The 22,976-nt window shown below is 58.7% G+C and carries 21 protein-coding genes; 10 read left to right on the top strand and 11 right to left on the bottom strand.

Annotated elements, in window-relative coordinates; genetic code table 11:
- The first annotated feature begins 126 nt into the window (after window positions 1-126).
- The 6 genes from mnmC to OMR58_RS05730 all read left to right on the top strand — a co-directional run bounded on the left by mnmC (window position 127) and on the right by OMR58_RS05730 (window position 7,856).
- Entirely contained in the window at window positions 127-2,127 is a 2,001-nt protein-coding gene (mnmC, locus tag OMR58_RS05755) for a bifunctional tRNA (5-methylaminomethyl-2-thiouridine)(34)-methyltransferase MnmD/FAD-dependent 5-carboxymethylaminomethyl-2-thiouridine(34) oxidoreductase MnmC (RefSeq protein ID WP_264545439.1), read from the top strand.
- Between the two features lie 162 nt (window positions 2,128-2,289).
- The gene (locus OMR58_RS05750; protein WP_264545438.1) at window positions 2,290-2,763 is read left to right on the top strand and encodes a (2Fe-2S)-binding protein; all 474 of its coding nucleotides are present in this window, start codon (window positions 2,290-2,292) and stop codon (window positions 2,761-2,763) included.
- Window positions 2,760-5,012, top strand: a complete 2,253-nt coding sequence (locus tag OMR58_RS05745; RefSeq protein ID WP_264545437.1) for a xanthine dehydrogenase family protein molybdopterin-binding subunit — start codon at window positions 2,760-2,762, stop codon at window positions 5,010-5,012. Before OMR58_RS05750 ends, OMR58_RS05745 begins: the two co-directional genes overlap by 4 nt.
- Window positions 5,009-6,304 carry a c-type cytochrome gene (locus tag OMR58_RS05740; RefSeq protein ID WP_264545436.1) on the top strand — a complete coding sequence of 432 codons (1,296 nt, stop codon included), beginning with the start codon at window positions 5,009-5,011 and terminating at the stop codon, window positions 6,302-6,304. The genes OMR58_RS05745 and OMR58_RS05740 overlap by 4 nt, the downstream gene beginning before the upstream one ends.
- Entirely contained in the window at window positions 6,301-6,885 is a 585-nt protein-coding gene (locus tag OMR58_RS05735; RefSeq protein ID WP_205066316.1) for a nucleotidyltransferase family protein, read from the top strand. Before OMR58_RS05740 ends, OMR58_RS05735 begins: the two co-directional genes overlap by 4 nt.
- Entirely contained in the window at window positions 6,882-7,856 is a 975-nt protein-coding gene (locus OMR58_RS05730) for an XdhC family protein (protein ID WP_347710564.1), read from the top strand. The genes OMR58_RS05735 and OMR58_RS05730 overlap by 4 nt, the downstream gene beginning before the upstream one ends.
- Window positions 7,857-7,917: 61 nt before the next feature.
- Here the strand turns inward: OMR58_RS05730 and OMR58_RS05725 are convergent, their stop codons facing one another.
- The 3 genes from OMR58_RS05725 to OMR58_RS05715 form a co-directional block, all read right to left on the bottom strand.
- Window positions 7,918-8,196, bottom strand: a complete 279-nt coding sequence (locus tag OMR58_RS05725) for a YfcL family protein (protein ID WP_105591211.1) — start codon at window positions 8,194-8,196, stop codon at window positions 7,918-7,920.
- Between the two features lie 34 nt (window positions 8,197-8,230).
- On the bottom strand, window positions 8,231-8,776 hold the full coding sequence (locus OMR58_RS05720) for an elongation factor P hydroxylase (RefSeq protein WP_200562984.1): 546 nt from the start codon (window positions 8,774-8,776) through the stop codon (window positions 8,231-8,233).
- A gap of 67 nt (window positions 8,777-8,843) precedes the next feature.
- The gene (locus OMR58_RS05715) at window positions 8,844-9,665 is read right to left on the bottom strand and encodes an AraC family transcriptional regulator (protein ID WP_264545435.1); all 822 of its coding nucleotides are present in this window, start codon (window positions 9,663-9,665) and stop codon (window positions 8,844-8,846) included.
- Window positions 9,666-9,796: 131 nt separating this feature from the next.
- Between OMR58_RS05715 and iolE the strand changes: the two genes are divergently transcribed.
- Together iolE and OMR58_RS05705 are read left to right on the top strand one after the other, a co-directional pair.
- A complete protein-coding gene (iolE, locus tag OMR58_RS05710; RefSeq protein ID WP_264545434.1) occupies window positions 9,797-10,690 on the top strand; it encodes a myo-inosose-2 dehydratase in 894 nt (297 codons plus the stop codon).
- 9 nt (window positions 10,691-10,699) lie between these two features.
- Window positions 10,700-11,872 carry a Gfo/Idh/MocA family protein gene (locus OMR58_RS05705; protein ID WP_200562990.1) on the top strand — a complete coding sequence of 391 codons (1,173 nt, stop codon included), beginning with the start codon at window positions 10,700-10,702 and terminating at the stop codon, window positions 11,870-11,872.
- Window positions 11,873-12,089: 217 nt separating this feature from the next.
- Here OMR58_RS05705 and OMR58_RS05700 read toward each other — a convergent pair whose 3' ends face one another.
- Genes OMR58_RS05700 through prmB form a run of 4 tightly spaced genes read right to left on the bottom strand, consistent with a single transcriptional unit; the run spans window position 12,090 to window position 15,794 of the window.
- Window positions 12,090-12,887: a sulfite exporter TauE/SafE family protein gene (locus tag OMR58_RS05700; protein WP_264545433.1), complete on the bottom strand. Its 798-nt coding sequence runs from the start codon at window positions 12,885-12,887 to the stop codon at window positions 12,090-12,092.
- Between the two features lie 32 nt (window positions 12,888-12,919).
- Complete coding sequence (gene mepA / locus OMR58_RS05695) at window positions 12,920-13,744, bottom strand: penicillin-insensitive murein endopeptidase (RefSeq protein ID WP_264545432.1); 825 nt, start codon at window positions 13,742-13,744, stop codon at window positions 12,920-12,922.
- A 5-nt stretch (window positions 13,745-13,749) separates the two neighbouring features.
- Window positions 13,750-14,835: a chorismate synthase gene (aroC, locus tag OMR58_RS05690; protein ID WP_105591203.1), complete on the bottom strand. Its 1,086-nt coding sequence runs from the start codon at window positions 14,833-14,835 to the stop codon at window positions 13,750-13,752.
- Between the two features lie 26 nt (window positions 14,836-14,861).
- Window positions 14,862-15,794, bottom strand: coding sequence for a 50S ribosomal protein L3 N(5)-glutamine methyltransferase (prmB, locus tag OMR58_RS05685; RefSeq protein WP_105591202.1), 933 nt, complete (start codon window positions 15,792-15,794; stop codon window positions 14,862-14,864).
- Between the two features lie 201 nt (window positions 15,795-15,995).
- On the opposite strand from prmB, the gene smrB reads away from it, so the two are divergent.
- Window positions 15,996-16,547 (top strand): endonuclease SmrB, encoded by a 552-nt coding sequence (gene smrB, locus OMR58_RS05680; RefSeq protein WP_105591201.1) that lies wholly within the window; start codon window positions 15,996-15,998, stop codon window positions 16,545-16,547.
- A 92-nt stretch (window positions 16,548-16,639) separates the two neighbouring features.
- On the opposite strand, the gene sixA is transcribed toward smrB, so the two are convergent.
- The 4 genes from sixA to OMR58_RS05660 all read right to left on the bottom strand — a co-directional run bounded on the left by sixA (window position 16,640) and on the right by OMR58_RS05660 (window position 21,233).
- Entirely contained in the window at window positions 16,640-17,122 is a 483-nt protein-coding gene (gene sixA / locus OMR58_RS05675; protein ID WP_105591200.1) for a phosphohistidine phosphatase SixA, read from the bottom strand.
- 170 nt (window positions 17,123-17,292) lie between these two features.
- On the bottom strand, window positions 17,293-19,449 hold the full coding sequence (gene fadJ, locus OMR58_RS05670; RefSeq protein ID WP_264545431.1) for a fatty acid oxidation complex subunit alpha FadJ: 2,157 nt from the start codon (window positions 19,447-19,449) through the stop codon (window positions 17,293-17,295).
- Complete coding sequence (gene fadI, locus OMR58_RS05665; RefSeq protein WP_264545430.1) at window positions 19,449-20,759, bottom strand: acetyl-CoA C-acyltransferase FadI; 1,311 nt, start codon at window positions 20,757-20,759, stop codon at window positions 19,449-19,451. The genes fadJ and fadI overlap by 1 nt, the downstream gene beginning before the upstream one ends.
- A gap of 177 nt (window positions 20,760-20,936) precedes the next feature.
- Window positions 20,937-21,233, bottom strand: a complete 297-nt coding sequence (locus tag OMR58_RS05660; protein ID WP_200562998.1) for a YfcZ/YiiS family protein — start codon at window positions 21,231-21,233, stop codon at window positions 20,937-20,939.
- Window positions 21,234-21,605: 372 nt separating this feature from the next.
- Between OMR58_RS05660 and fadL the strand changes: the two genes are divergently transcribed.
- The gene (gene fadL, locus OMR58_RS05655) at window positions 21,606-22,889 is read left to right on the top strand and encodes a long-chain fatty acid transporter FadL (RefSeq protein ID WP_200563000.1); all 1,284 of its coding nucleotides are present in this window, start codon (window positions 21,606-21,608) and stop codon (window positions 22,887-22,889) included.
- The last annotated feature ends 87 nt before the right edge of the window (window positions 22,890-22,976 follow it).

Genomic DNA, 22,976 nt, shown 5'->3' with positions numbered 1-22,976 from the left:
TCGACACGCACTCTAGCTTACAGATGTACGCCGAACAAGTCCGATCAGCGTTTTCCCTGTGTAAATTTGCGTAGCCTGGCTCACATAGTTAGAATCCCGCCACCGCCTGAGCAATGAGCCTTTGCCGTGAAAACCGCCCCAATTGAGTATGCTGCGCTAAGCTGGAACGAACAGGGTACACCTGTATCCCGAGCGTTTGATGACGTCTATTTCTCCAACCAGAATGGTCTGAAAGAGACCGAATATGTCTTCCTGGACGGCAACGGCCTGCCCGATCGTTTTGCTCAGCATCCGCGCGATCTGTTTATCGTCGCCGAAACCGGGTTTGGCACCGGCTTAAATTTTCTCACCCTGTGGCAGGCGTTCGATCGCTTCCGTCAACAGCAGCCCGATGCCCCGCTCCAGCGGCTGCATTTCATCAGCTGTGAGAAATTCCCGCTTAATCCTGACGATTTAGCCGCCGCGCACGCCAGCTGGCCGGAGCTGGAACCCTGGGCACGCGCCCTGCGTGAACAGTGGCCTTCCGCGCTGGCGGGCTGCCATCGCCTGTTGTTGGACGGCGGGCGAGTTACCCTGGACCTGTGGTTTGGCGATATTAACCAGCTTATTCACACTTTTGATGACACGCTGAACCAGCAGGTCGACGCCTGGTTCCTGGACGGCTTCGCGCCGTCGAAAAACCCGGATATGTGGACCGATGCGCTGTTCGCCTGCATGGCGCGGCTGGCCCGTCCTGGCGCAACGCTGGCTACCTTTACCTGCGCCGGATTCGTCCGCCGCGGGCTGCTGGCAGCAGGGTTTAGCGTCAGCAAGCGCAAAGGCTACGGACAAAAGCGTGAGATGCTGGTCGGCCATCTGCCCGCTGCCATTGAGTTACCCATGCAGGCGCCGTGGTATGCCCGCCCTGCGGCCAGCGGCGACGATATCGCCCTGATTGGCGGCGGTGTTGCCAGCGCACTGCTGGCCCTTGCGCTGCTGCGTCGCGGTAAGCGCGTCACGCTCTACAGTGAAGCATCCGCGCCCGCCGAAGGGGCTTCCGGCAATCGTCAGGGGGCACTCTATCCTTTACTGACCCATCACGATCCGGCGCTGGCGACGTTCTTCCCCGCCGCCTTTACCTTTGCGCGGCGTATGTACGATGCGCTGGACGTTCCTTTCGAGCACGACTGGTGTGGCGTAACCCAGCTCGGCTGGGATCAAAAAAGCCAGGATAAGATTGCCAATATGCTGAGCATGAACCTGCCGCCGGATATCGCTCGTGCAGTGGGTGCCGCAGAGGTTCAGCACATTACCGGTGTGGCAACCGACTGCGGCGGCATTACCTATCCTGCGGGCGGCTGGCTTTCCCCCGCCGAACTGACCGCCGGACTGATCCGTCAGGCCTGCGAACAGGGAATGACAGTGCAGTGGCAGTGCGAGCTGATCGGATTAAACCGCCAGCAGGAGGGGTGGCAACTGAGCTTCCGCCAGCAGGAACCCGTGCAGCATCGCAACGTCGTGCTGTGCAACGGCCACCGTATTGCCGATCTCGCTCAGAGCGAAAAACTGCCGGTTTATGCCGTAGGCGGCCAGGTCAGCCACGTCACCGGCGGCAGCGGACTGGCGGCCCTGAAGCAGGTATTGTGCTATGACGGTTACCTGACACCGGTCAGTCCGCAGTACCAGCAGCACTGCATCGGGGCCAGCTACCGCCGCGGCGACAGCAATACTGATTATCGCGATGAGGATCAGCGGGAAAACCGTGAACGCCTGCTGCGTTGCCTGCCGCAGGCGCAGTGGGCGAAAGAGATTGATACCAGCACGAAGTCCGCACGCTGCGGCGTACGCTGCGCCTCGCGCGATCATCTGCCGCTCATTGGGGCGCTGCCAGACTACGATCGGCTGGTTGCGCAGTATGCGCAGCTTTCACAACATCCGGAGCAGGCCGAACCATCCCCGGTGCACGAGGGGGTCTTTGTGCTGGGGGCGCTGGGTTCTCGCGGCCTGTGCAGCGGCCCGCTGGCGGCAGAGGTGCTTGCCGCGCAGATGTGCGGCGAGCCGATACCGCTGGACCACGCCACGCTGGCCGCAACCAATCCCAATCGCTACTGGGTGCGTAAACTGCTGAAGGGGAAAATGCTGCGATAACCCCACGCTTTATGTAATCGTGCGCTTACCGGGAAATACGCTTAACAACAGGCACAATTATCGCCTAAAATTTTAAAACCCATGCTTATTTCATGGTTTTTATTATTTCAGGGCAGGCGCTTTTATGATGGACGTGCCTGACCATCAACGGACGATTCAGCTATGCACTTCACGCTTAACGGCAAGCACGTCGAGATCGACGATGCGCTGTCTGATACCCCCCTGCTTTATATTCTACGAAATGATTTCCAGTTGAATGGCCCAAAGTACGGCTGCGGCATTGGTGAATGTGGCGCCTGTACCATTCATATCGACGGTCTCGCCGCGCGTTCCTGTAGTATTCCCGCCGCCAGCGCGGCAGGTAAGTCAATCGTCACGCTGGAAGGCCTGGCTGAAGGAACGCAGCTGCACCCGGTTCAGCAGGGATTTGTTGATGAACAGGCCGCACAATGCGGCTACTGTACCAACGGCATGATTATGACCCTGGTTGCGCTGTTTACCCGCCAGCCTGATGCGTCTGAACAGCAGATAAAAAGCGAGCTGGCGTTTAATCTCTGCCGCTGCGGCACGCATTTGGAAATACTGCGCGCGGCGGAAAAAGCACGGGAGATTATTGCCGGAGGCCAGCAGCCATGAACCAGTTCGCCCTTACCCGACGCCAGCTGCTGCAGGCCGGTGGTATTCTCAGCGTCAGCGCCATGCTGCCGCACTCCGTACTGGCATCCGGCCTGACCGATGCCGTTTTTCCTGTCAGTGAACGTTCTGTGGGCCAGTTAGACAGCTTTATTGCGCTTTCTGCCGACGGCAGCGTGACCGCATTTAACGGCCATGTCGATCTGGGGACCGGCGTACGCACTGCGCTGGCCCAGTACGTGGCCGATGCGCTGGACGTGGAGTTCAGCGCGGTGACGATGATCCTTGGAGATACTTCGCTTACCCCCGATCAGGGACCGACGATCGCCAGTTCCACGCTCCAGGTGACGGCCATTCCGCTGCGAAAAGCCGCCAGCCAGCTTCGTCTTCAGCTGATTCAACTGGCCGCAACGGCAATGAACGCCCCCACGGCACAGCTACAAACGCAAGCAGGATGGGTTATTGATAGTCGTAACCCGACCCGACGATTGAGCTACGCTCAACTTGCTACTAATAAAGACGATCATCAGCCTCTCAATCCCAATACACCATTACATACAGCGAATCCGCGCTATGTCGGTCAGCCGGTCGCCCGCGTGGATATTCCGGCCAAAGTTACCGGCGGGCTGAGCTGGGTTCACGATTTACGCCTGCCCGGCATGTTACATGGCCGCGTTATCCGTCCCCCTTATCCGGGAACCGACAGCAGCGCCCCACTGGGCCACAGCCTGATTTCCGTGGATGAAAGCTCCATCGCTCATCTGCGGGGCATCGTCAAAATCGTGGTTAAGCATGATTTCGTTGGTATCGTTGCCCGCCGCGAAGAGCAGGCCATCGCCGCCATGCGTACGCTGAAAGTCACGTGGCAGCCCTGGGCGAAGGTACCGGCGCTCGATCCTGAAAATCTGGCGATGGCCCTGACTGACTGCAAAAAAACGCCGCGTATATTGCGTGAGGATATCGGGGTTGATACAGCCCTGAACGAGCGACACATCAACGTTGATGCCGATTACGTCTGGCCATACCAGATGCATGGTTCTATCGGGCCTTCGTGCGCGGTGGCTAATGTCACTGCCAGCCAGGCGGTGATCTGGTCCGGCACGCAGAATCCGCACGATCTGCGCCGCGATCTGTCGCTATTGCTGGAAATGGATACCCGCTGGATTGAGGTAAAACGGATGGAAGCCTCGGGATGCTATGGCCGCAACTGTGCAGATGATGTCTCGGCAGATGCCGCCCTGCTGTCGCAGGCGACCGGCTATCCGGTTCGCGTACAGCTGATGCGCGAACAGGAAGCCGCCTGGGAACCCAAAGGCAGCGGACAGCTGATGCGCGTGCGCGGCGGGCTGGACGAGGTGCTGAAGGTATCCTGCTACGAGCTGCATACCTGCTATCCCTCCAATAACGCCACAACCCTGCCGCTGCTGCTCACACGCAAGGTCGACAACAAACCCGACGTGCAAACCATGGGCGACCGCTCCGCTATTCCACAGTACAGCTTCCCGCAGATGCGGGTGGTTTGTGAAGATGCCGCACCGCTGGTACGTGCCTCATGGATGCGCGGCGTGTCGGCCCTGCCTAACGTGTTTGCTCACGAGAGCTGGATGGATGAGGTGGCTTTCCTCGCCGGACAGGACCCCATCGCATTCCGCCTGCCTTTGATAGAGGATGAACGCGCGATCGCCCTGATTAATGAGGTGAAAAAACTGTCAGGCTGGCAGGAAGGACCGGCTCATCGCCATCAGCAGCAGGGAGAACTCCTGCACGGGCGCGGATTCGCCTGGGCGCGTTATTTCCACAGCAAGTTTCCCGGCTTCGGTGCGGCCTGGGCCGCGTGGGTCTGCGATCTGACCATAAACAGCCGCACCGGAGAAGTGCGAATTGATAAGGTGTTTGTTACGCACGACTGCGGGCAAATGGTCAATCCGGCCGGTGTTCGCCATCAGGTGCACGGCAATATTATCCAGTGCTGTAGTCGGGTGTTAAAAGAAACCGTCACCTTTGACGATCGCGGCACCACCTCCGTGGAATGGGGAAGCTATCCGCTGCTGCGTTTTGATGAACTTCCGGGGGTGGAAATCCAGCTGATGGATTATCCCGAACAGCCCGCGATGGGAGCAGGAGAATCCGCCTCCGTTCCCGGCGCCGCGGCCATTGCCAATGCGCTATTTGACGCCACAGGAAGGCGATTCCGTGCTCCTCCGTTTACTCCGGAGCGGGTACTACAGGTTTTACAGGGAGCAAAAAAATGAACCGCTGGAAAAAAAAAGCACTTTCGCTGTCGGCCCTGGTTCTGGCCGCCGGTGCGGTGCTGCTGGTATTTAGTCTGCAGCCTGAGATCGCACCGGTTGCGCCACCGCAGGCCAGCCAGTTTAGCGCCGAGCAAATTGCACGCGGAAAAACGCTGGCCGCACTGGGAGACTGTAAGGTTTGCCATACCCGTGCGGGTGGCCAGGTCGATGCAGGAGGAATGGCGTTTAACACGCAGTTCGGTACTATTTACAGCAGTAATATTACGCCGGATGTCGCTACCGGCATTGGCAGCTGGTCCTACCCCGCGTTTAAACGTGCAATGCGTTACGGCATTAACCGCGAGGGGCATTACCTCTATCCGGCGTTCCCCTACACCTCATTTACCCTCACCCGTGATGACGATTTGCAGGATCTTTACGCCTGGTTGATGGTTCAGCCAGCCGTAAGTTATCGTCCGCCAAAGACTGAGCTGCACTTCCCCTTCAATGTTCGCCAGGGAATGTTCGCCTGGAACTGGCTTTTTCTTACCCCCGGACCGTTTCCAGTAAACCCGCAGCAAAGTGAGGAGTGGAACCGGGGTGCTTATCTGGGTGAAAGCCTTGGCCACTGTAGTGCCTGCCATTCACCGCGGAATCTGGCGGGGGCAGAAAAAGACGGCAGCCACCATCTCAGCGGCGGCATTGTCGACGGCTGGAGCGTCCCGGCCCTGAATTCCCACTCTCCCGCTCCCATCGCATGGAACCATCAGCAGCTGATGCAATTTATGCGTACGGGCTTTGCCTCGTCTCACGGGGTGGCCGCCGGACCGATGGCTCCGGTGATTGCTGAAGGACTGTCGCAGCTGCCGGAAGACGATCTGAAGGCGATAGCCACCTGGCTTGCCAGCTTCCAGCCGCCGTGGCCGGACCACGGAAAAGAAGTCAGCATTCAGGCCGAGCAGCAAATGATGCTGGCAAACTCACCGGGAGCCCGCCAGTTTGCGGGGTCCTGCATGGCCTGCCACGCGCAGAATACCGGTCCGAAACTCTACGGCGTGCGCCCTTCGCTGATGCTGAACAGCAATCTGTATAGCGACAGTCCCGATAATCTGATCCGTATAGTGCTGGATGGCATCCAGAATCCGGCGACCCCAGAGTTGGGCAGTATGCCGGGATTTCGTTATCAGCTGAACAATCAGCAGATAGCCGTTTTGCTGAATTATCTGCGTACCGACCTGGCCCAGCGCGCTTCGTGGCCGGACCTGCAGAAGCGTATTGAGCAGATTCGCCAGCAAACGGAGGATAAATCGTGATTGCCAGCACCGGGATACTGCTGATGGCGGCGGGCTTAAGCAGCCGCTATCGCCAACTGAGCGGTCAGCACAAACTTCAGACCACCCCCGCCGACGGTAACCCGCTCTCCTTACTGGAGCGTAATCTGCATCTGGCGACCACCGTAGCAGGCGGCCAGGTCAATGTGGTTCTGCGGCCGGAAGACCGCGAATTGATCGCCCTCGCCCGCCGCTACCACTGCGCGGTCACGCTGCTGGCCAGTCGCGGTTTAGGCAGTTCGATTGCCGCAGGCGTGGCCAACCGACCCTGGTGGACCGGCTGGCTGGTGATGCTGGCCGATATGCCGTGGCTACAGCAGAATACGGTGATGCGGGTCTTTCAGGCGCTTCAGTTTGCCGATACCGTGCGTCCGATGTGGCAAAATCAGCCGGGGCATCCGGTTGGCTTTGATCGAACGTTGCGCCACTCTTTGCTGGCGCTGAAGGGCGATGAAGGCGCACACACCATTTTAGCGCGGCATCCCCCCCTGCTGATTGACGTCAGCGATCCCGGCTGCGTGTGGGACGTTGACGTGCCGGCCGACTGGCAACGAGAGCAATGAACATGCATTCACCGGATATCAGAGTGCTGGAGTTTGCGCTGAGCGAGGCCGGACAGCACCGGGATCTTTGGTTGTGTACCGTGCTAGACACGTGGGGATCGTCACCGCGCTCCCCTGGTGCGCTGATGGCGGTCAGCCAGACGAATACGTCGTGCGGATCGCTCTCCGGCGGCTGCATTGAAGAACATTTTATGCAGCGGCTGGCGCAGGGCGCATATCGCAACCCCAGCCAGCTCATGCGATACGGGGCGGGAAGCGATATCCCTGAGATTTCACTCCCCTGCGGCGGTAGCCTGGAGGTACTGGTGGAATATCTGCCTGCCACCGCCGAAACGTTAGATTATCTGCACCGCATGCTGCTGGCCCTGCGCGGTGAGTTCCCGCAGGAAAAAACGCTGGCACCCGGCGAACCCGCGATTCTCACCCCCTGCCCACACCCGCGCCCTGGTCCCGTTGTCCACCTTCAGGGCGCGACGCTTCGCCTGCGGCTGGCTCCGCCGGTGCAGGTGATTATTGCCGGGCTGTCGCCGGTGGCGGAGTACTGCATCGAATTTGCCCGCGCGGTAGGTTTCACCGTGCTGATCTGCGAACACCGTGACGCGCTGCGGACGGCATTCGGCCCGCAAAAAACCCTGGCGGATTTCCCCGCCCGCTATCTTGAGCGGCACGGTTGCAGCCCGAACAGTGCGGTACTGTGCCTGACCCATGATGCGCGCATTGACGATCTGACACTGATGGAGGCCTGCCGGACTCCGGCTTTTTACATCGGGGCGCTGGGTTCGCGGCGAAACAGTGAAAAACGTCTGGAAAGGCTGAGGAAAATTGCCGACCTGGACGAAGCTCAGATGGCGCGAATTCGCGGTCCGGTTGGCCTGGCTATCGGCAGTAAAACCCCCGCTGAAATCGCGCTGGCAATTATTGCTGATATTGTCCGGGTTAAAAACGGCGTGGGAATGAGTTGCGGAACGTAATACAGAAAAACCACAGCGGGAAGTCATGTGACCCACCGCAGTGGTTTTACTTCACAGCACGTTAAGAAGGCTGACGTGCCTGACGGAACAGATTTTCCCACATGCCGATCACCAGCGCCTGATCGCGCGGCGACAATTCGGACTGAATGGTACTTTCCAGGCTGCGCTGAACATGAGCCTGTAACGCTTCAGGCGTATGGTCGCCGGAGAGTTCAATTTCAGCCACCGCCACGGTCAGATGACCACGCAGATAACCGCTGGCAAACAGCTCGTCGTCGCTGGCGTGTTCTACCATGTCATCAATCAGGCCCAGAATACGCGCCTCGAATTCATCGATCATATCATTCCTCTGTAGGCAATTCGTTCCACGCGCATTACAAGTCTTCCGGCCAGGGAAACAGTTCCGCAGTCAGCGGTGGAGTAGTATAAAACGAGCGAAGTTCAGCAATCAGACGCGCCGGGCGGGCGGGTATCCCCTGCTCCAGATACGTCATAACCTGCGCATGAACCTTGCGCTGAAAAGCAATGCGATCTGGCTCACAATCGCCTTCAAGATTGTCACAGCTTACGTTGAACGGAAAGCCAGCGGCAACAGAAAACAGCCACTCCAGCGCCTGCGGCTTAATCTCCGCCGCTTCAAACTGACTCTGGGTGTTCGCATCACGCCCGTCCGGGCAATACCAGTAGCCGAAATCCACCAGCTTGCGGCGCTCGGCACCGGCAATGCACCAGTGCGAAATCTCGTGCAGCCCGCTGGCGTAGTAGCCATGGGCAAACACCACCCGATTCCACGGGGATGTCTCGTCTGCCGGAAGATAGATCGGCTCATCGTCGCCTTTAATCAGGCGGGTTTGAAAATCATCAGCAAAGCAGCGATCGAAGATCTCAATCAGCTGCTGATAGTGGTGTTGCGTGCTCATAGCTGTTTGTCGTCAAAGTAAAAAAACGCGCAATTGTCGCATTATGTCAGCCCGGTTACGAGCACTATTACAACGTCTGCGACTGGCGGCGAAAGGCCAGCGGAGCCAGGCCGTAGTGCTCTTTAAAGGCGCGGGAAAAATGGAACGGGGAAACAAATCCGCACTGTTCGGCAATCAGCGCCACCGGCAGTTCGCTGTGGATCAGCTGGCGACCGGCGTGGCGAAGACGCACATCGCGCAGGTATCGTGCGGGAGTCTGGTGTAAATGGCGGCGAAACAGCGCAATAAGATGATTAACCGAACAGTGCGCCTGGGCGGCAATATCCTCCAGCGCCAGCGGATGTTGATAGCGCATCGCAATATAGCGGCAGGCTTCACGCACCCCTTTCGGCATGGTTTGCTGCGTATCACCGTGAGAATGGTCACCGCGCGAGGCGTAATAATAAAGCAGCGTTTCCGCCAGCGAAATCAGCGCGCGGGCGGCACCGGCCGGCTGCGCCGCCAGGCTCATCCCCAGCTCCATCAGTTGTTCAACCTGGTTATCAAAGGCAATCGTCGGCGGCAGGCGCTGCAAATCACGGTTGAAATCCCCCGGCAGCGCGGCGAAATCCAGCTGGCACCAGATATGTTCGCTGGGCTCGCTGGGATCGAAGCGGAAAAACTCGCGCTGTCCTGGCAGCAGCAGCGCCAGCATACCCGGCTGTAACAGCAGCGGCCGGTCGTCAATTTCAATGGTCACGCTGCCGCTTAGCATGGCGATAAACTGGATGCCGCGCTGAACGCGCGGACCGTGAGTTTCCCCCGGACTGTAGCGCGACAAACCAAAATATCCTTCTACCGGCGCGACGGGTAGTGTGATTTCAGATATTTTTCTCGCAACTCTGGTCATGTACCCTCCCGGGCCTGTCAGGCTATCTTTTCCCCCATCTTCAGCCGTATGACGGCTAATGCAATCTCGATGCTGATACAGGCACTGATTTTGCGACGCGGATCAAACTTTGATTTAAGACAGGAGAAATGATGAGCAATACCAATGTCCGACTTGGCGTCAGCCCGCTGGCGTGGACCAACGACGTGCTGGAAGATCTGGGCGACAACGTCTCTGCCCTGCAGTGCATGCAGGAAGCCGCCGCGATCGGCTATCAGGGCATTGAGCTGGGGCGTAAATTCCCGCGCGAGCTGTCCACTCTTCAGCCGCTGCTGCAGGAAACCGGCCTGTCGCTGGCCTCCGGCTGGTTCTCCGGCACGCTGGCCGATATCAGCGTGGAGCAGGAATTACACAACGTGGCCGATCATGCCCGCCTGCTGAGCGGCCTCGGCTGTAAAGTGATGGTCTACGGCGAGTGCGGCGGGATGCCGGGTGATACGCCGCTGGATATCGGCATTTCCCACTCTCCTGCACTCAGTGCGATCGACTTTGACGCCTATGCACGCCGGATGAGCCAGTTCTCCTCGGCGCTGTATCAGGAGTACGGCCTGAAGCTGGCCTACCACCACCATCTGATGATGCTGGTGGAACACCAGGATGAGATCGAGCGCTTCTTCTCCGCTACCTCTGACGACGTCGGCATGCTGCTGGATACCGGCCATGCGGTAGCCGCAGGCAGCGATTTAACCGCGCTGATTAGCCGCTTCGGCAGCCGTATCTGCCATATCCACCTGAAGGATATCCGCCACGAGCGCATGGCGCAGGTCTACGAACAGGATCAAAGTTTCAACGAGGGCGTGCGCGGCGGCATGTTCACCGTACCGGGCGATGGCTATATCGACTATCAGCCGGTGGTCGACTACGTCAGCAGCAGCGGCTATCGCGGTTGGCTGATTGTGGAAGCCGAGCAGGACCCGCTAAAAGCGCCACCGGTCCCGACCGTGACCCGCGCCTTCAATCATGTTAACCACCTCTTCTCGCTGTAAGGAATCATCATGTCTGACACACTGAATATTGGCCTTATCGGCTCCGGTTTTATGGGCCAGGCGCATGCCGATGCTATCCGCCGCGCGGCGCTGCTGTACCCCAACCTGCCCAAAACGCCGGTACTCTACGCGATTGCCGATCAAAATCAGGCAATGGCAGAACAGGCGGCAAAACGCTTCGGCGCCCTGCACGCTTTCGGTAACTGGCGTGAAATGCTCCAGGACCCGAATATCGACGTGATTGATATCACCTCACCTAACCACCTGCATCATCAGATGGCGCTGGAAGCGATCGCCGCCGGTAAACACGTTTACTGCGAGAAGCCGCTGGCCGTCACCGAGCCGCAGGCGCGCGAGATGGCAGAAGCCGCACGCAAAGCCGGGGTGAAAACCATGGTGGCGTTTAACAACATCAAAACTCCGGCGGCTCAGCTGGCAAAACAGCTGATCGAACGCGGCGAAATCGGCACGCCGGTACGCTTCCGTGGCACTTTCGATCAGGGCTTCTATAACGATCCCGAACTGCCGTGGTCCTGGCGCTGCTCACAAGAGCTGGCCGGTTCCGGTTCGCTCGGCGACCTGGGCGCGCATACGCTGTCGGTCGCGCAGTATCTGATGGGCGGCATCAGCGAAGTGTGCGCCAGCGGCCAGACGTACCTGAAAACCCGTCCGGTCCCGGGCGTGGACAGCGGCTATGCCAGCAAGGTTGAAGCCAATGCCGAGCGCCGTGAGGTGGAAAACGACGATCAGATGCAGTGCCTGGTTAACTTCAACAGCGGAGCCGCCGGAGTGATTGAATCCTCGCGTATTTCAGCCGGGCGCATTTTCGGCGTCTACTGGGAAGTTTCCGGCACCGAAGGCACGCTGTATATGGACGGCGAGCGTTTTAACGAACTGCAGGTGTTCCGCTTTAACGATGATAAGCGCGACCGGGGCTTCAAAACCCTGTATGCCGGTAGCCAGATCCCATCCTACTCCGCCTTCTTTGGCTTTGATTTTGGCGGCGGTGGCCTGGGCTACTTCGACGTCAAGGTGCTGGAAGTCCATGACCTGGTACAGGGCATCTGCCGCGATGACGACTGCTATCCGAACTTTGCCTTCGGCTGGGAGAACCAGCGGATACTACAGGCGATTGAGGATTCGATGGATGAGCGCCGCTGGGTCAACGTGAGCCGGGGATAACACCCTTCGCATCGCCCTTCCGCAGCCCGGAAAAATAAGCCCGGGCTGACAGACGAGCCACGAGATAACAGGGAACAGGAGAAGAATGTCTCCAGCAGATAACGGACTGAATCTCGCGTAAGGAAAGCGGTTGCTTTGTCAGGCGCTACGACGGTTAAATTTTGCATAACCGTAGGGGTAGCGCCTGATTTTTTCGTATCCGACAGAATGATCCAGCCTACAGCGCGTGGAACCAGGCGATAATTTCCGCACCGTGGCTGTCAAACAGCAGCTTAGCGCTCATCACCGCGGAAACAATCACGATCATCGGGCGGATCAGCTTCTGGCCTTTACTCAGCACCATTCTGGCCCCCAGGCGCGCACCGCACACCTGCCCCGCCAGCATCACCACGCCCACGCCCCACACCACCTTGCCACCCAGCATAAACAACAACAGCCCGCCGAGATTCGAAGTGAAGTTCAGCACTTTGGCATGCGCGGTCGATTTCGCCAGGTTGTAGCCGCACAGGGTGACGAACGCCAGGGCATAAAACGATCCCGCACCCGGCCCGAAGAAGCCATCATAGAAACCGACGCAGCCCCCGGCGACCAGCGCAAACGGCAGGCCGTACAGGCGACGATGGCGATCCTCTTCGCCGATGCGCGGCATCAGCAGAAAGTACAGGCCAATGGCAATTACCAGCAGCGGCAGCAGCTGGCGCAGAATATCGCCTTTAACGTGCTGCACTAGCAGCGCGCCGCAGATCGATCCCAGAAACGTCAGCGCGATATTCAGCTTCTGCTCGCGCAGATCCACCGCCTTGCGGCGAATAAAATAGAGACTGGCGGAGAACGAGCCGCCGACGGACTGCAGCTTGTTGGTGGCCAGCGCCTGCGCCGGAGAAAGCCCGGCGGCCAGCAGTGCCGGGACGGTCAGTAACCCACCGCCTCCGGCGATTGAGTCAATAAAACCGGCAAGTAATGCCACCAGAAACAGCACCCCCAGTAACCACGGGGCAACGGCAAACCACTCCATCTGAGTTCCTTAAATCCTGAATGTAACGGCAATCACAGCAAATGCCGATCCAGCAGCGCCTGGCAGGCCTGCGGCAGCGGTGGCGGCTCGCGTTTTACCGGCGGAGTCGTACCCGGCTTAGGCGGAGCAAACCAGCTTTGCAGCTCGGCTCCGCAGCCGTCGCCCGCAGGCGGCAGCGGCTGATCCTCGCACTGCAGGCTACCCGCCGGGCAGCGCAGGCGCACGTGCATATGTGCACGGTGCTGGAACCACGGGCGCACCTTGCGCAGCCAGTCACGATCGGCACCGGCATCGGCACACAGCTGCTTTTTGATCGCCGGATTAACGAAGATACGCGTGACCTCATTATCCTTCGCGGCCAGCTTGATCAGGCTGTCTATCTGCGGCTGCCAGTGGCGGGCAACGACGTTTTTACCGTCGGCGCTGACCAGATCCAGCGGCTGCGGCTTCAGCAGCATCTGCTGAGACCAGCGCTGCTTCGGCAGCTGGAGCCAGATATCCACGTCCAGACCGGACTGATGGCTGGCGTGGCCGCTGCTAAAACGCCCACCGGCCGCCATGCCCATATCCCCCACCAGCACTTCGCCCAGACCCAGCTGGGTGGTGCGCGTGCTGAGGCGCTGGATAAAGGCGATCAGATCGGGATGACCAAAATAACGACGCTGATCGGTGCGCATCACCTGATAACCCGGTGCCTCCAGCGGCAGCGCCTGAGCGCCGATAATACAGCCGTTAGAGAACGCGCCAATCGACTGCGGCGCACCGCTAATCGGCTGACGGATCGTCTGCCACGGCGTGGCCGCCAGGGAAGCCGCAGAAATCAGCAGGGAGCACAGCACAAGCAGCGTCTTTTTCATCGTCGTTACCAGCGTGGGATATCGGTGTGAACGTCCGCATTCTGCGCGCGGTGGCGCAGCAGATGGTCCATCAGCACAATCGCCATCATCGCTTCAGCGATCGGCACTGCGCGAATGCCCACGCAGGGATCGTGACGCCCTTTGGTGATCATCTCGACTTCTTCACCGCTGCGGGTGATGGTCTGACCCGGTACGGTAATGCTGGACGTCGGTTTCATCGCCAGGTGCGCAATAATGGTCTGGCCGCTGCTGATGCCGCCGAGAATACCGCCCGCGTGGTTGCTCTGGAAACCGTTAGCACGGATTTCATCACGATGCTGGCTGCCGCGCTGGTTAACCACCGCGAAACCGTCACCGATTTCAATGCCCTTCACCGCGTTGATGCTCATCAGCGCGTGCGCCAGGTCGGCGTCCAGGCGATCGAAAACCGGTTCGCCGAGGCCCACCGGAACGCGCTCCGCCATGACCGTCACTTTTGCGCCAATCGAGTCGCCCTCTTTTTTCAGGCCGCGCATCAGTTCATCCAGCGCTTCGATTTTGTCCGGGTCCGGGCAGAAGAACGGGTTCTGCTCAACCTGATCCCAGTCCTTCAGCTCGCAGGCAACGTCGCCGATCTGCGCCAGGTAGCCGCGCACTTTAATACCGTGCTTCATTTCCAGATATTTTTTAGCAATGGCTCCCGCCGCAACGCGCATAGCGGTTTCACGGGCGGATGAACGGCCGCCGCCGCGATAGTCGCGGAAGCCATATTTTTGATCGTAGGTGTAATCGGCATGGCCCGGACGGAACAGATCTTTGATCGTACCGTAATCCTGTGAACGCTGGTCGGTGTTTTCGATCAGCAGGCCGATGCTGGTGCCGGTGGTGCGGCCTTCAAACACGCCGGAAAGGATTTTGACCTGATCCGGTTCGCGGCGCTGGGTGGTATAGCGCGAGGTGCCAGGGCGGCGACGGTCAAGGTCGTGCTGCAAATCGGCTTCGGTCAGTGGAATGCCCGGCGGCACGCCGTCAACGATACAGCCGAGGGCGATACCGTGTGATTCACCAAACGTCGTTACCCGAAATACTTGTCCAATGGTATTACCCGCCATGCTGGCTCCTCGCTCTGTTTTTCTAATTAGTCTTTGTAAATTTTGAAGTGATGCTGGGCATCGATAATCTGTTGTTTAGTAAGCATAAACACGCCGTCACCGCCGTTATCGAACTCCAGCCAGGTGAAGGGCACATCCGGGTACTGTTCAATCATGTGCACCATGCTGTTGCCCACTTCGCAAATCAGCACGCCGTCATCGCTCAGATAGTTTGGCGCACAGGCCAGAATGCGGCGCACCAGCTTCAGGCCGTCGCGCCCTGCGGCCAGGCCCAGTTCCGGCTCGTGGCGATATTCATCAGGCAGATCGTCCATATCGTCCGCATCGACGTACGGCGGATTGGTGACGATCAGATCGTACTGCGTTTCCGGCAGTCCGCGGAACAGATCGGCACGGATCGGCGTAACGTGCTGGTCAAGACCGTGAGCGCTGATGTTCTGCTCGGTGACCGCCAGCGCGTCGGTTGAGATATCTACCGCATCCACTTCCGCTTCCGGGAAGGCGTAGGCACAGGCAATGGCGATACAGCCGCTGCCGGTGCACATATCCAGAATGTGGCGCGGCTCATCGTTGATGATGCCGGAGAAACGGTTGTTGATCAGCTCACCCACCGGCGAGCGCGGAACCAGCACCCGCTCATCAACGTAAAATTCATGGCCGCAGAACCAGGCTTTATTGGTCAGATAGGCCACCGGAATACGCTCGTTAACGCGGCGAATCACCCGCTCAACAATGCGGTGACGCTCGCTGGAGGTCAGACGCGCGGTGCGCATATCTTCCGGGATATCCAGCGGCAGGTAGAGCGTTGGCAGCACCAGCTGAACGGCTTCGTCCCAGGGATTGTCGGTGCCGTGGCCGTACCAGATATCAGCAGCAGAAAAGCGGCTGACCGACCAGCGCAACATATCCTGAATGGTGTGCAGTTCATTCACTGCTTCATCGACGAAAATTTTGTCCAAAGTGCCCTCCGCAGGCCGTTCGTTAAACCCGGGCGCTAGTTTGCCACGAAGACGCAGATAATTCAGCGCGAGGGGGAGAAAAAGCTGAGATTTGTTTAGTCCCCGGGGGAAGAAAAGGTAGACTAGCGGCTGAAAACAGTATGATGATGCTGAATGCTGGCCTGATGCCCGCGCTATTCTGAGAACAAGCAGTGAGTTGAGATGAGTAAAAAAGAGAAACTGAGCGTGGAGGACAAGGCGCTGTTTCGCGGGCTGATGAGCGGGACGCGCAAGCTGGCGCAGGACACCATTGTGCACAAACCGCCGCGTAAAAAAATCAGCGAAGTGCCGCAAAAACGCCTGCTGTCCGAGCAGATGGATGCCAGCCACTACTTTTCCGATGAATTCCAGCCGTTGCTGGCCAATGAAGGCCCGGTTCGCTATGTGCGATCCGACGTCAGCCACTACGAGTTAAAAAAACTGCGGCGCGGCGACTATACGCCGGAGATTTTTCTCGATCTCCACGGTTTGACACAGCAGCAGGCCAAGCAGGAGCTCGGTGCGCTGATTGCCGCCTGTCGGCGCGAGCATATTTTTTGCGCCAGCGTGATGCACGGGCACGGCAAACATATTCTGAAGCAGCAGACGCCACTGTGGCTGGCCCAGCATCCGTGGGTCACGGCGTTTCATCAGGCACCAAAGCTGTTCGGTGGCGATGCGGCCCTGCTGGTGCTGATTGAAGTGGAAGAGTGGACGCCGCCGGAGCTGCCGTAAAGGCCTCGGCCCTTGCGCAAGACGTCGGGACTAAAAGGTGGGCGGGACAATATGGGCCGACCGCAGAACGAGGCCGACCCCGGAGCCGTAAGCTAGATCGCTTTGGCAAGTTTGGCGGGTGAAACCTGCCACTCAAGTTTGCCCTGGGCGCTGTCCGGATCGAAATCAACGCAGGCAATGGCGGAAGTAGAAAACATCGGCGGCGCTTCCTGCGGGCACAGTTCTGCAACCAGATACCCCACCAGCGGCAGGTGCGAAATCACCAGCACCGATTTTACGCCTTTATCAGCCAGCACCTGCAGGTAGCATGCCACCTGGGCGGGGTCGCCACCGGGCGTCAGCTCCGGCAACACCTCTTCACCCGCCGGCAGCGCCAGCGCTTCACGCACGGTGTTAAGGGTCTGCTTTGCACGCAGGTAAGGGCTCACCAGCACACGTTCGATATCCACAGACTGACCGTTAAGCCAGGCCGCCATTTGACGGGACTCGTCACAGCCGCAGTGGGTCAGAGGTCTTACTGAATCACTGGCTGCATCCAGAGCCGCATCACCGTGACGCATTATAAAAACTTGCATATAGCACCGCTGTTGTTAAACAAAAACGCCGGAGGTACAACGCCACCGACTCTTCATTCAGAGAATGAACGGTGTGTTGTACCTAATGCCTTTAGTATAGTCAACCGATTGTTTACTTAGTGAGCGACCGGTATAACAACCCAACAGAGCAACCTACTTATCGGTCAGAATTAACCCGCTGAAACGCCGCCGCTATCCAGCGTAACATCCGGTCCGTAGAAGGTTTTCTGTTCTTCCATCATTTTTTTCAGCCGTTCACAGGGGGCGAAGCGAGAACCGAATCGCTGCTCCAGCTGCTCAAGGGCCGCGACCACCTGAGCGATGCCCATCCGGTCCATGTAGCGGAACGGCCCGCCGAGAAACGGTGGGAAACCAATGCCGAACACCGCACCGATATCGCCATCCCGCGCGCTGCCCACCACCTGTTCATCCAGAGTGCGGGCCGCCTCGTTGAGCATCATCATCACACAACGCGTAGCAATATCTTGTGCGCTAAGACAAGGTTTTGGCGACAGCTTCAGCAGGCGATAGATCTCCGCATCGGCCTTTTTCTTCCCACCCGGGCGTTTGCCGTAAAGATAAAAGCCCCGACCGTTTTTTCGCCCTTTACGGTTATCGTGAAGCACCGCGCCCAGCGACGAAGGCAGCGCAAAACGTTCACCCCACGCCTTTTCCAGCACCGGCATAATATGCGTGCCGACATCAATGCCGACTTCATCCAGCAGCTGCACCGGGCCAACGGGGAAGCCAAACTTCACCAGCGCATCGTCAATCGCTTCGATCGGTTCCCCGGCCAGCAGGCAGTGCATCGCCTCAATCACGTAGGGGGCAAGGATACGGTTAACGTAAAAACCGGCTTTATCCGCCACCACAATCGCCGTTTTGCCCTGTTTTTTCGCCAGCGCCACCGCCGTTGCTACGGTCACATCGCTGGTGCCCGCGTGCGGAATGACCTCAACCAGCGGCATTTTTTCCGGCGGGCTGAAATAGTGCAAGCCAATGACATTTTCCGGCCGCTGCGACCCGGCGGCGATATCGGCAATCGGTAGCGAAGAGGTATTGGAGGCAAAGATCGTCTGCGGCCCACAGTGGGCTTCAACTTCCGCCACCATTTTTTGCTTGAGAGTCAGGTCTTCAAACACCGCTTCAATAATCACATCGCGCTGGCTGAAGCCCTGATAATCGGTCGATCCGGTAATCAACGCCATCTGCTGCTGTCGCCCGGCATCCGTCAGATGGCGACGTTTCACCGCTTTGCTTAATACCTGCCAGCTGGTTTTCAGCGCGTGGTTGATGCCCTGCGCATTAATATCCTTGATGCGCACCGGCAGCCCGGCGCGGGTGGCGGTCACGCAGGCGATACCGCCGCCCATCAGTCCCCCGCCCAGTACGCCAATGCTGTGCAGCGTTCGCGGTTTGCCTGCGGCTCCCGGATCTTTTTTCAGCGCGGTGGTGGCAAAAAACAGCCCGCGCAGTGCGGCGGATTCCGGCGTCATCGCCAGCTCGCCAAATGCCCTCGCCTCCGCTTCGTAGCCGCTGCTGCTGCCCTGTTCCAGTCCCTGGCGCACTACCGTCAGGATTTTATCCACCGCCGGATAGTTGCCGTGAGTCTTCGCCTGCGCCCGGCGTTTCGCCATGCTAAACAGCAGCGCCCTGCCCGCCGGGCCACTCAGCAGCCGCTCGCGCAGCGGCAGCGGTTTTCTTGCCTCACGCGCTTTCAGCACCGTCTTTACCGCCGTTTCCAGCAGGATAGCGTGCGGCACGGCTTCATCCACCAGCCCGCATTTTAGCGCCTGCCGTGGGCGCAGCGTTTTTCCACTCAGGATCATGTCCAGCGCCATCGAGGCACCGATTAATCTCGGCAGGCGCTGCGTGCCGCCCGAACCCGGCAGTAAACCCAGCTGCACCTCCGGTAATCCCAGGCGGGTTTTCTCATCAAGGCTACAGACGCGATGATGGCAGGACAGCGCCAGCTCAAGACCGCCGCCAAGACAGGCCCCGTGGATCGCCGCCACCACCGGCACCGGCAATCCTGCGATTTCGGCCATCACCTTCTGCCCCTGCTGTGCCAGCTTTTCCGCCTGCTGCGCGCTATCGCATGCGGCAATCATCGCGATGTCCGCACCGGCAATAAACGAGTCCGCCTTGCCGGAAACGATCACCAACCCGGCCAGCTGCGGATTGGCACAGGCGCGCTTGAGTACGCTGCGGATCTCTGCGGCAAATTCCGCTTTCAGGGTGTTCATCTTCTCGTCCGGCACGTCGATGGTAATCACCCCGACGTTGTCCAGCCGCATCGTCAGAGTAAATGCTGATGACTGTTCCATTATTCCGCCTCCAGAACCATTGCCGCGCCAAGACCACCCGCCGCGCAGGCGGTCACCAGTCCCAGACCGCCGCCGCGACGCCGCAGCTCATTCAGCGTTTGCGTGATCATCCTCGCTCCGGTGGCCGCGAATGGGTGGCCGTAGGCGATAGAACCGCCCAGCACGTTAAAGATCTCTTCATTGACTTCGCCCAGCGCGTGCGGGCGATTCAGCACCTCGCGGGCGAAGCGCTCGTCGGCGAACATTTTAAGATTAGCGAGGGTCTGCGCAGCAAACGCCTCGTGCATATCGATTAGCGTCAGATCGCTGAGGGTGATGCCCGCACGCTCCAGCGCCAGCGGCGAGGACCACGCCGGTCCCAGCAGCATATCCTCACGCACGCCAATCGCGGTGAAGGCGTAGCTGCGCAGATAGCCCAGCGGGGTGATGCCCAGCTCACGCGCGCGGGATTCGGTCATCAGGATCACAGCCGCCGCGCCGTCGGTGAGCGGCGTACTGTTGGCGGCGGTCACCGTACCGTGGCGGCGATCGAACGCCGGCCGCAGGCGAGCATAGTCTTCCGGCCTGGAGTCGGGGCGCACGTTGTTGTCCTGTTCCAGCACTGCCTGCCACGGGGGAGTAAAGGCGGTCATCACCTCCTGATTCAGCAGCCCCTGCTGCCAGGCACGCGCCGCGCGCTGGTGCGAGCGGTGTGCCAGCGCATCCTGCTGCTCACGACTGATACCGTGGCTTTTTGCCATCTGTTCGGCGGTATCCCCCATGCGCAGTCCGGTGGAGTATTCGGCAACGGCAGGCGGCACCGGCAGTAAATCGCGCGGGCGCAGCTGGCTGAACAGCTTGAGTTTTTGTGACAGGGTGCGCGCCTTGTTGAGATCGACCAGCGTTCTTGCCAGTTTGCGGCTGACGCCAATCGGCAATACGGAAGAGGAGTCGGCACCACCGGCGATCCCCACCTGAATACTGCCCGCCATCAGGCTTTCCGCCACGTTTGCCACCGCCTGAAAGCTGGTGGCACAGGCGCGACTGACGCTGTACGCGTCGGTGTGGACGCTCATACCGCTGGCCAGCACGATTTCCCTGGCAATATTTGGCGCTTCCGGCATCTGCACCACCTGGCCAAAGACCAGCTGATCGATGATATCGGCGGGAATATCGCTGCGGGCCAGCAGCTCACTGACCACCATTCTGCCCAGCTCCAGCGCCGGGATGCCGTGGAAGGCCGTCGCCTGCTTAGCAAACGGCGTGCGCAGTCCGTGGGTAATGGCGATGCGGTCGCCCTGGCGCGTCAGCAAAGGTAGCGCTTTGCTCATTATTATCACCTGTTTCGTGTCGATGGACGGCATCACTGCCAAAGAGGTCTGACCTCCTCAGTGTTAACCAGAATATAACGGGGCGCTACGGCGGGAAGAAAAAAATGCGAGAGCAAACACGGTTTAAGGGGAGCATGGCCGCTCCCCATAGCCTGTCAGCACAGGCAAGAGCGTGGTTCAGCGCAGACCAAGCTGGAATATCAGCGTTTCGGCCTGGCAGCTAAAGGTAAAGCTACAGTCGAGCACCACGCCTTCCGGCGTTTCGGTAAACGTACTGTCGATCGTGCAGGGATCGGACTCAACCTCACGCGCTTTCGCTGTCAGCGATGTCAGCATCGCTTCGGCTTCGCTGCGATTAGCAAAAGTACGATTGTAAGCCGCCGTGCAGTCGGTGTTATCCATTACGGTGCCCACATCAACGCAGCAACAGGCTGCCGTTTCGCTGGCGCTACAGCGGTTAATTGCGTCGGTCATTTCATCCTCCGGCATGCCGCGACAGGAAGGCGGCAGGTTAATTTAAGACTAAATCCATTTTACGCCTGACGCTTTTCCCGCTCCAGCAGACGCGCGAAATGAGTCCGTGAAGTGATGAAAATCACACTATTATTTGATCCACCGCAATCAGCGGCGTTGTTCAAAATTTCTACCTGTAAGTTTTTGTTAGGCAGATCTCTTTTCTTGCATCATTTTGGAAATAAGTCGAAAACATTATTGCAACATCTGTACAGGTCGGACCTATACTTGGGCCACTGGTCTGATTTGTTGCCTGTCAGTCAGTCCCTACAATCCGCGATCCCTTGTTACTTCAGGTAACAGAGTTTAATAAAATCTAATGAGGTTGTGGTTATGAACCATAAAAACCTGTTTACGAAATCCACACTTGCCGTGGCAGTGGCCCTTGTTTCTTCAAATGTGTTTGCGGCTGGCTTTCAACTGAATGAATTTTCCTCTATTGGTTTAGGTCGTGCCTACTCCGGTGAAGGCGCGATGGGTGATACCGCCGCGTCCGCCAGCCGTAACCCTGCAACCATGGCGCTGATGGATCGCCCGATGTTCTCCGTCGGCGCGGTGTTTATCGATCCCGGTGTTGATATCGACGGCCAGTCGGCCAGCGGCAACAGCCTGGATGCCAGCAATATCGCCCCAACCGCCTGGGTGCCGAATATTCACTACGTGCAGCCGCTTAACGATCAGTGGTGGGTTGGCGCCAGCGTCACCTCTAACTACGGTCTGGCTACCGAGTTCAACGACAGCTATACAGCAGGTCCGTACGCCGGTAAAACCGACCTGACCACCATGAACTTTAACCTCAGCACCGCCTACCGTCTGGATCAGCACTTCAGCTTCGGCGTGGGCTTTGACGCGGTTTATGCTCGTGCCAAAATTGAACGCTACGCCGGTGAATCCCTCGGCTCGCTGGGTATCCCGGCTAACACCCAGATTGCCCATCTGAAAGGTGATGAATGGGGCTACGGCTGGAATGCCGGTATTCTGTATGAAGTGGATGACAATAACCGCTTCGGTCTGACCTACCGTTCAGAAGTGAAGATCGATTTCGACGGCGATTATCGCAGCAGCCTGCCAAGCTCGATTAACCCACTGAATCAGGCGTTGGGCCTTGGCCTGCCGTTTGGTACCGACGGTAATACGATTCCTGGTGCACTGACGCTGAACCTGCCGGAAATGTGGGAACTGTCAGGCTTCCATAAGGTGGCACCGAAGTGGGCCGTACACTACAGCCTGGCCTACACCAGCTGGAGCCAGTTCCAGGAGCTGAAAGCCACCGGCACCAGCGGCCAGCAGCTGTTCTACAAAGATGAGAGCTTTAAAGATGCTTACCGCATCGCGCTGGGTACCACCTACTATCATGACGATCACTGGACATTCCGTACCGGTATCGCCTTCGATGACAGCCCGGTTCCGGCACAGACCCGCTCTATTTCCATTCCCGATCAGGACCGTCTGTGGCTGAGCGCCGGTACGTCTTATGCCTTCAATGAAGATGCATCGGTTGACGTCGGCGTTTCCTATATGCACGGCCAGCACGTCACGGTGAAAGAAGGCCCTTATACCTTTAACTCTACCGGTAAAGCGTGGCTGTACGGCGCGAGCTTTAACTACAAGTTCTGATTACCGTTCATGACTAGTCCTGATTTAGGTTGACAACGTTCTGCCTGTAAAACGCCCGATGAACCTCATCGGGCGTTTTGTATTTCA

Source organism: Erwinia sp. INIA01 (genome assembly GCF_025947915.1).
GTDB lineage: Bacteria > Pseudomonadota > Gammaproteobacteria > Enterobacterales > Enterobacteriaceae > Erwinia > Erwinia coffeiphila.
This window is presented reverse-complemented; position numbering and strand designations above follow the sequence as displayed.

Bases quoted from the DNA above. Each gene is read 5' to 3' on its own strand.
- OMR58_RS05745 (WP_264545437.1), top strand. From the start codon at position 2,760: ATGAACCAGTTCGCCCTTACCCGACGCCAGCTGCTGCAGGCCGGTGGT.
- fadL (WP_200563000.1), top strand. From the start codon at position 21,606: ATGAACCATAAAAACCTGTTTACGAAATCCACACTTGCCGTGGCAGTG.
- OMR58_RS05720 (WP_200562984.1), bottom strand. From the start codon at position 8,776: ATGAGCACGCAACACCACTATCAGCAGCTGATTGAGATCTTCGATCGC.
- fadI (WP_264545430.1), bottom strand. From the start codon at position 20,759: ATGAGCAAAGCGCTACCTTTGCTGACGCGCCAGGGCGACCGCATCGCC.
- OMR58_RS05700 (WP_264545433.1), bottom strand. From the start codon at position 12,887: ATGGAGTGGTTTGCCGTTGCCCCGTGGTTACTGGGGGTGCTGTTTCTG.
- OMR58_RS05750 (WP_264545438.1), top strand. From the start codon at position 2,290: ATGCACTTCACGCTTAACGGCAAGCACGTCGAGATCGACGATGCGCTG.
- smrB (WP_105591201.1), top strand. From the start codon at position 15,996: ATGAGTAAAAAAGAGAAACTGAGCGTGGAGGACAAGGCGCTGTTTCGC.
- OMR58_RS05740 (WP_264545436.1), top strand. From the start codon at position 5,009: ATGAACCGCTGGAAAAAAAAAGCACTTTCGCTGTCGGCCCTGGTTCTG.
- mepA (WP_264545432.1), bottom strand. From the start codon at position 13,744: ATGAAAAAGACGCTGCTTGTGCTGTGCTCCCTGCTGATTTCTGCGGCT.
- OMR58_RS05725 (WP_105591211.1), bottom strand. From the start codon at position 8,196: ATGATCGATGAATTCGAGGCGCGTATTCTGGGCCTGATTGATGACATG.
- iolE (WP_264545434.1), top strand. From the start codon at position 9,797: ATGAGCAATACCAATGTCCGACTTGGCGTCAGCCCGCTGGCGTGGACC.
- fadJ (WP_264545431.1), bottom strand. From the start codon at position 19,449: ATGGAACAGTCATCAGCATTTACTCTGACGATGCGGCTGGACAACGTC.
- OMR58_RS05705 (WP_200562990.1), top strand. From the start codon at position 10,700: ATGTCTGACACACTGAATATTGGCCTTATCGGCTCCGGTTTTATGGGC.
- OMR58_RS05715 (WP_264545435.1), bottom strand. From the start codon at position 9,665: ATGACCAGAGTTGCGAGAAAAATATCTGAAATCACACTACCCGTCGCG.
- aroC (WP_105591203.1), bottom strand. From the start codon at position 14,835: ATGGCGGGTAATACCATTGGACAAGTATTTCGGGTAACGACGTTTGGT.
- OMR58_RS05730 (WP_347710564.1), top strand. From the start codon at position 6,882: ATGAACATGCATTCACCGGATATCAGAGTGCTGGAGTTTGCGCTGAGC.
- OMR58_RS05660 (WP_200562998.1), bottom strand. From the start codon at position 21,233: ATGACCGACGCAATTAACCGCTGTAGCGCCAGCGAAACGGCAGCCTGT.
- sixA (WP_105591200.1), bottom strand. From the start codon at position 17,122: ATGCAAGTTTTTATAATGCGTCACGGTGATGCGGCTCTGGATGCAGCC.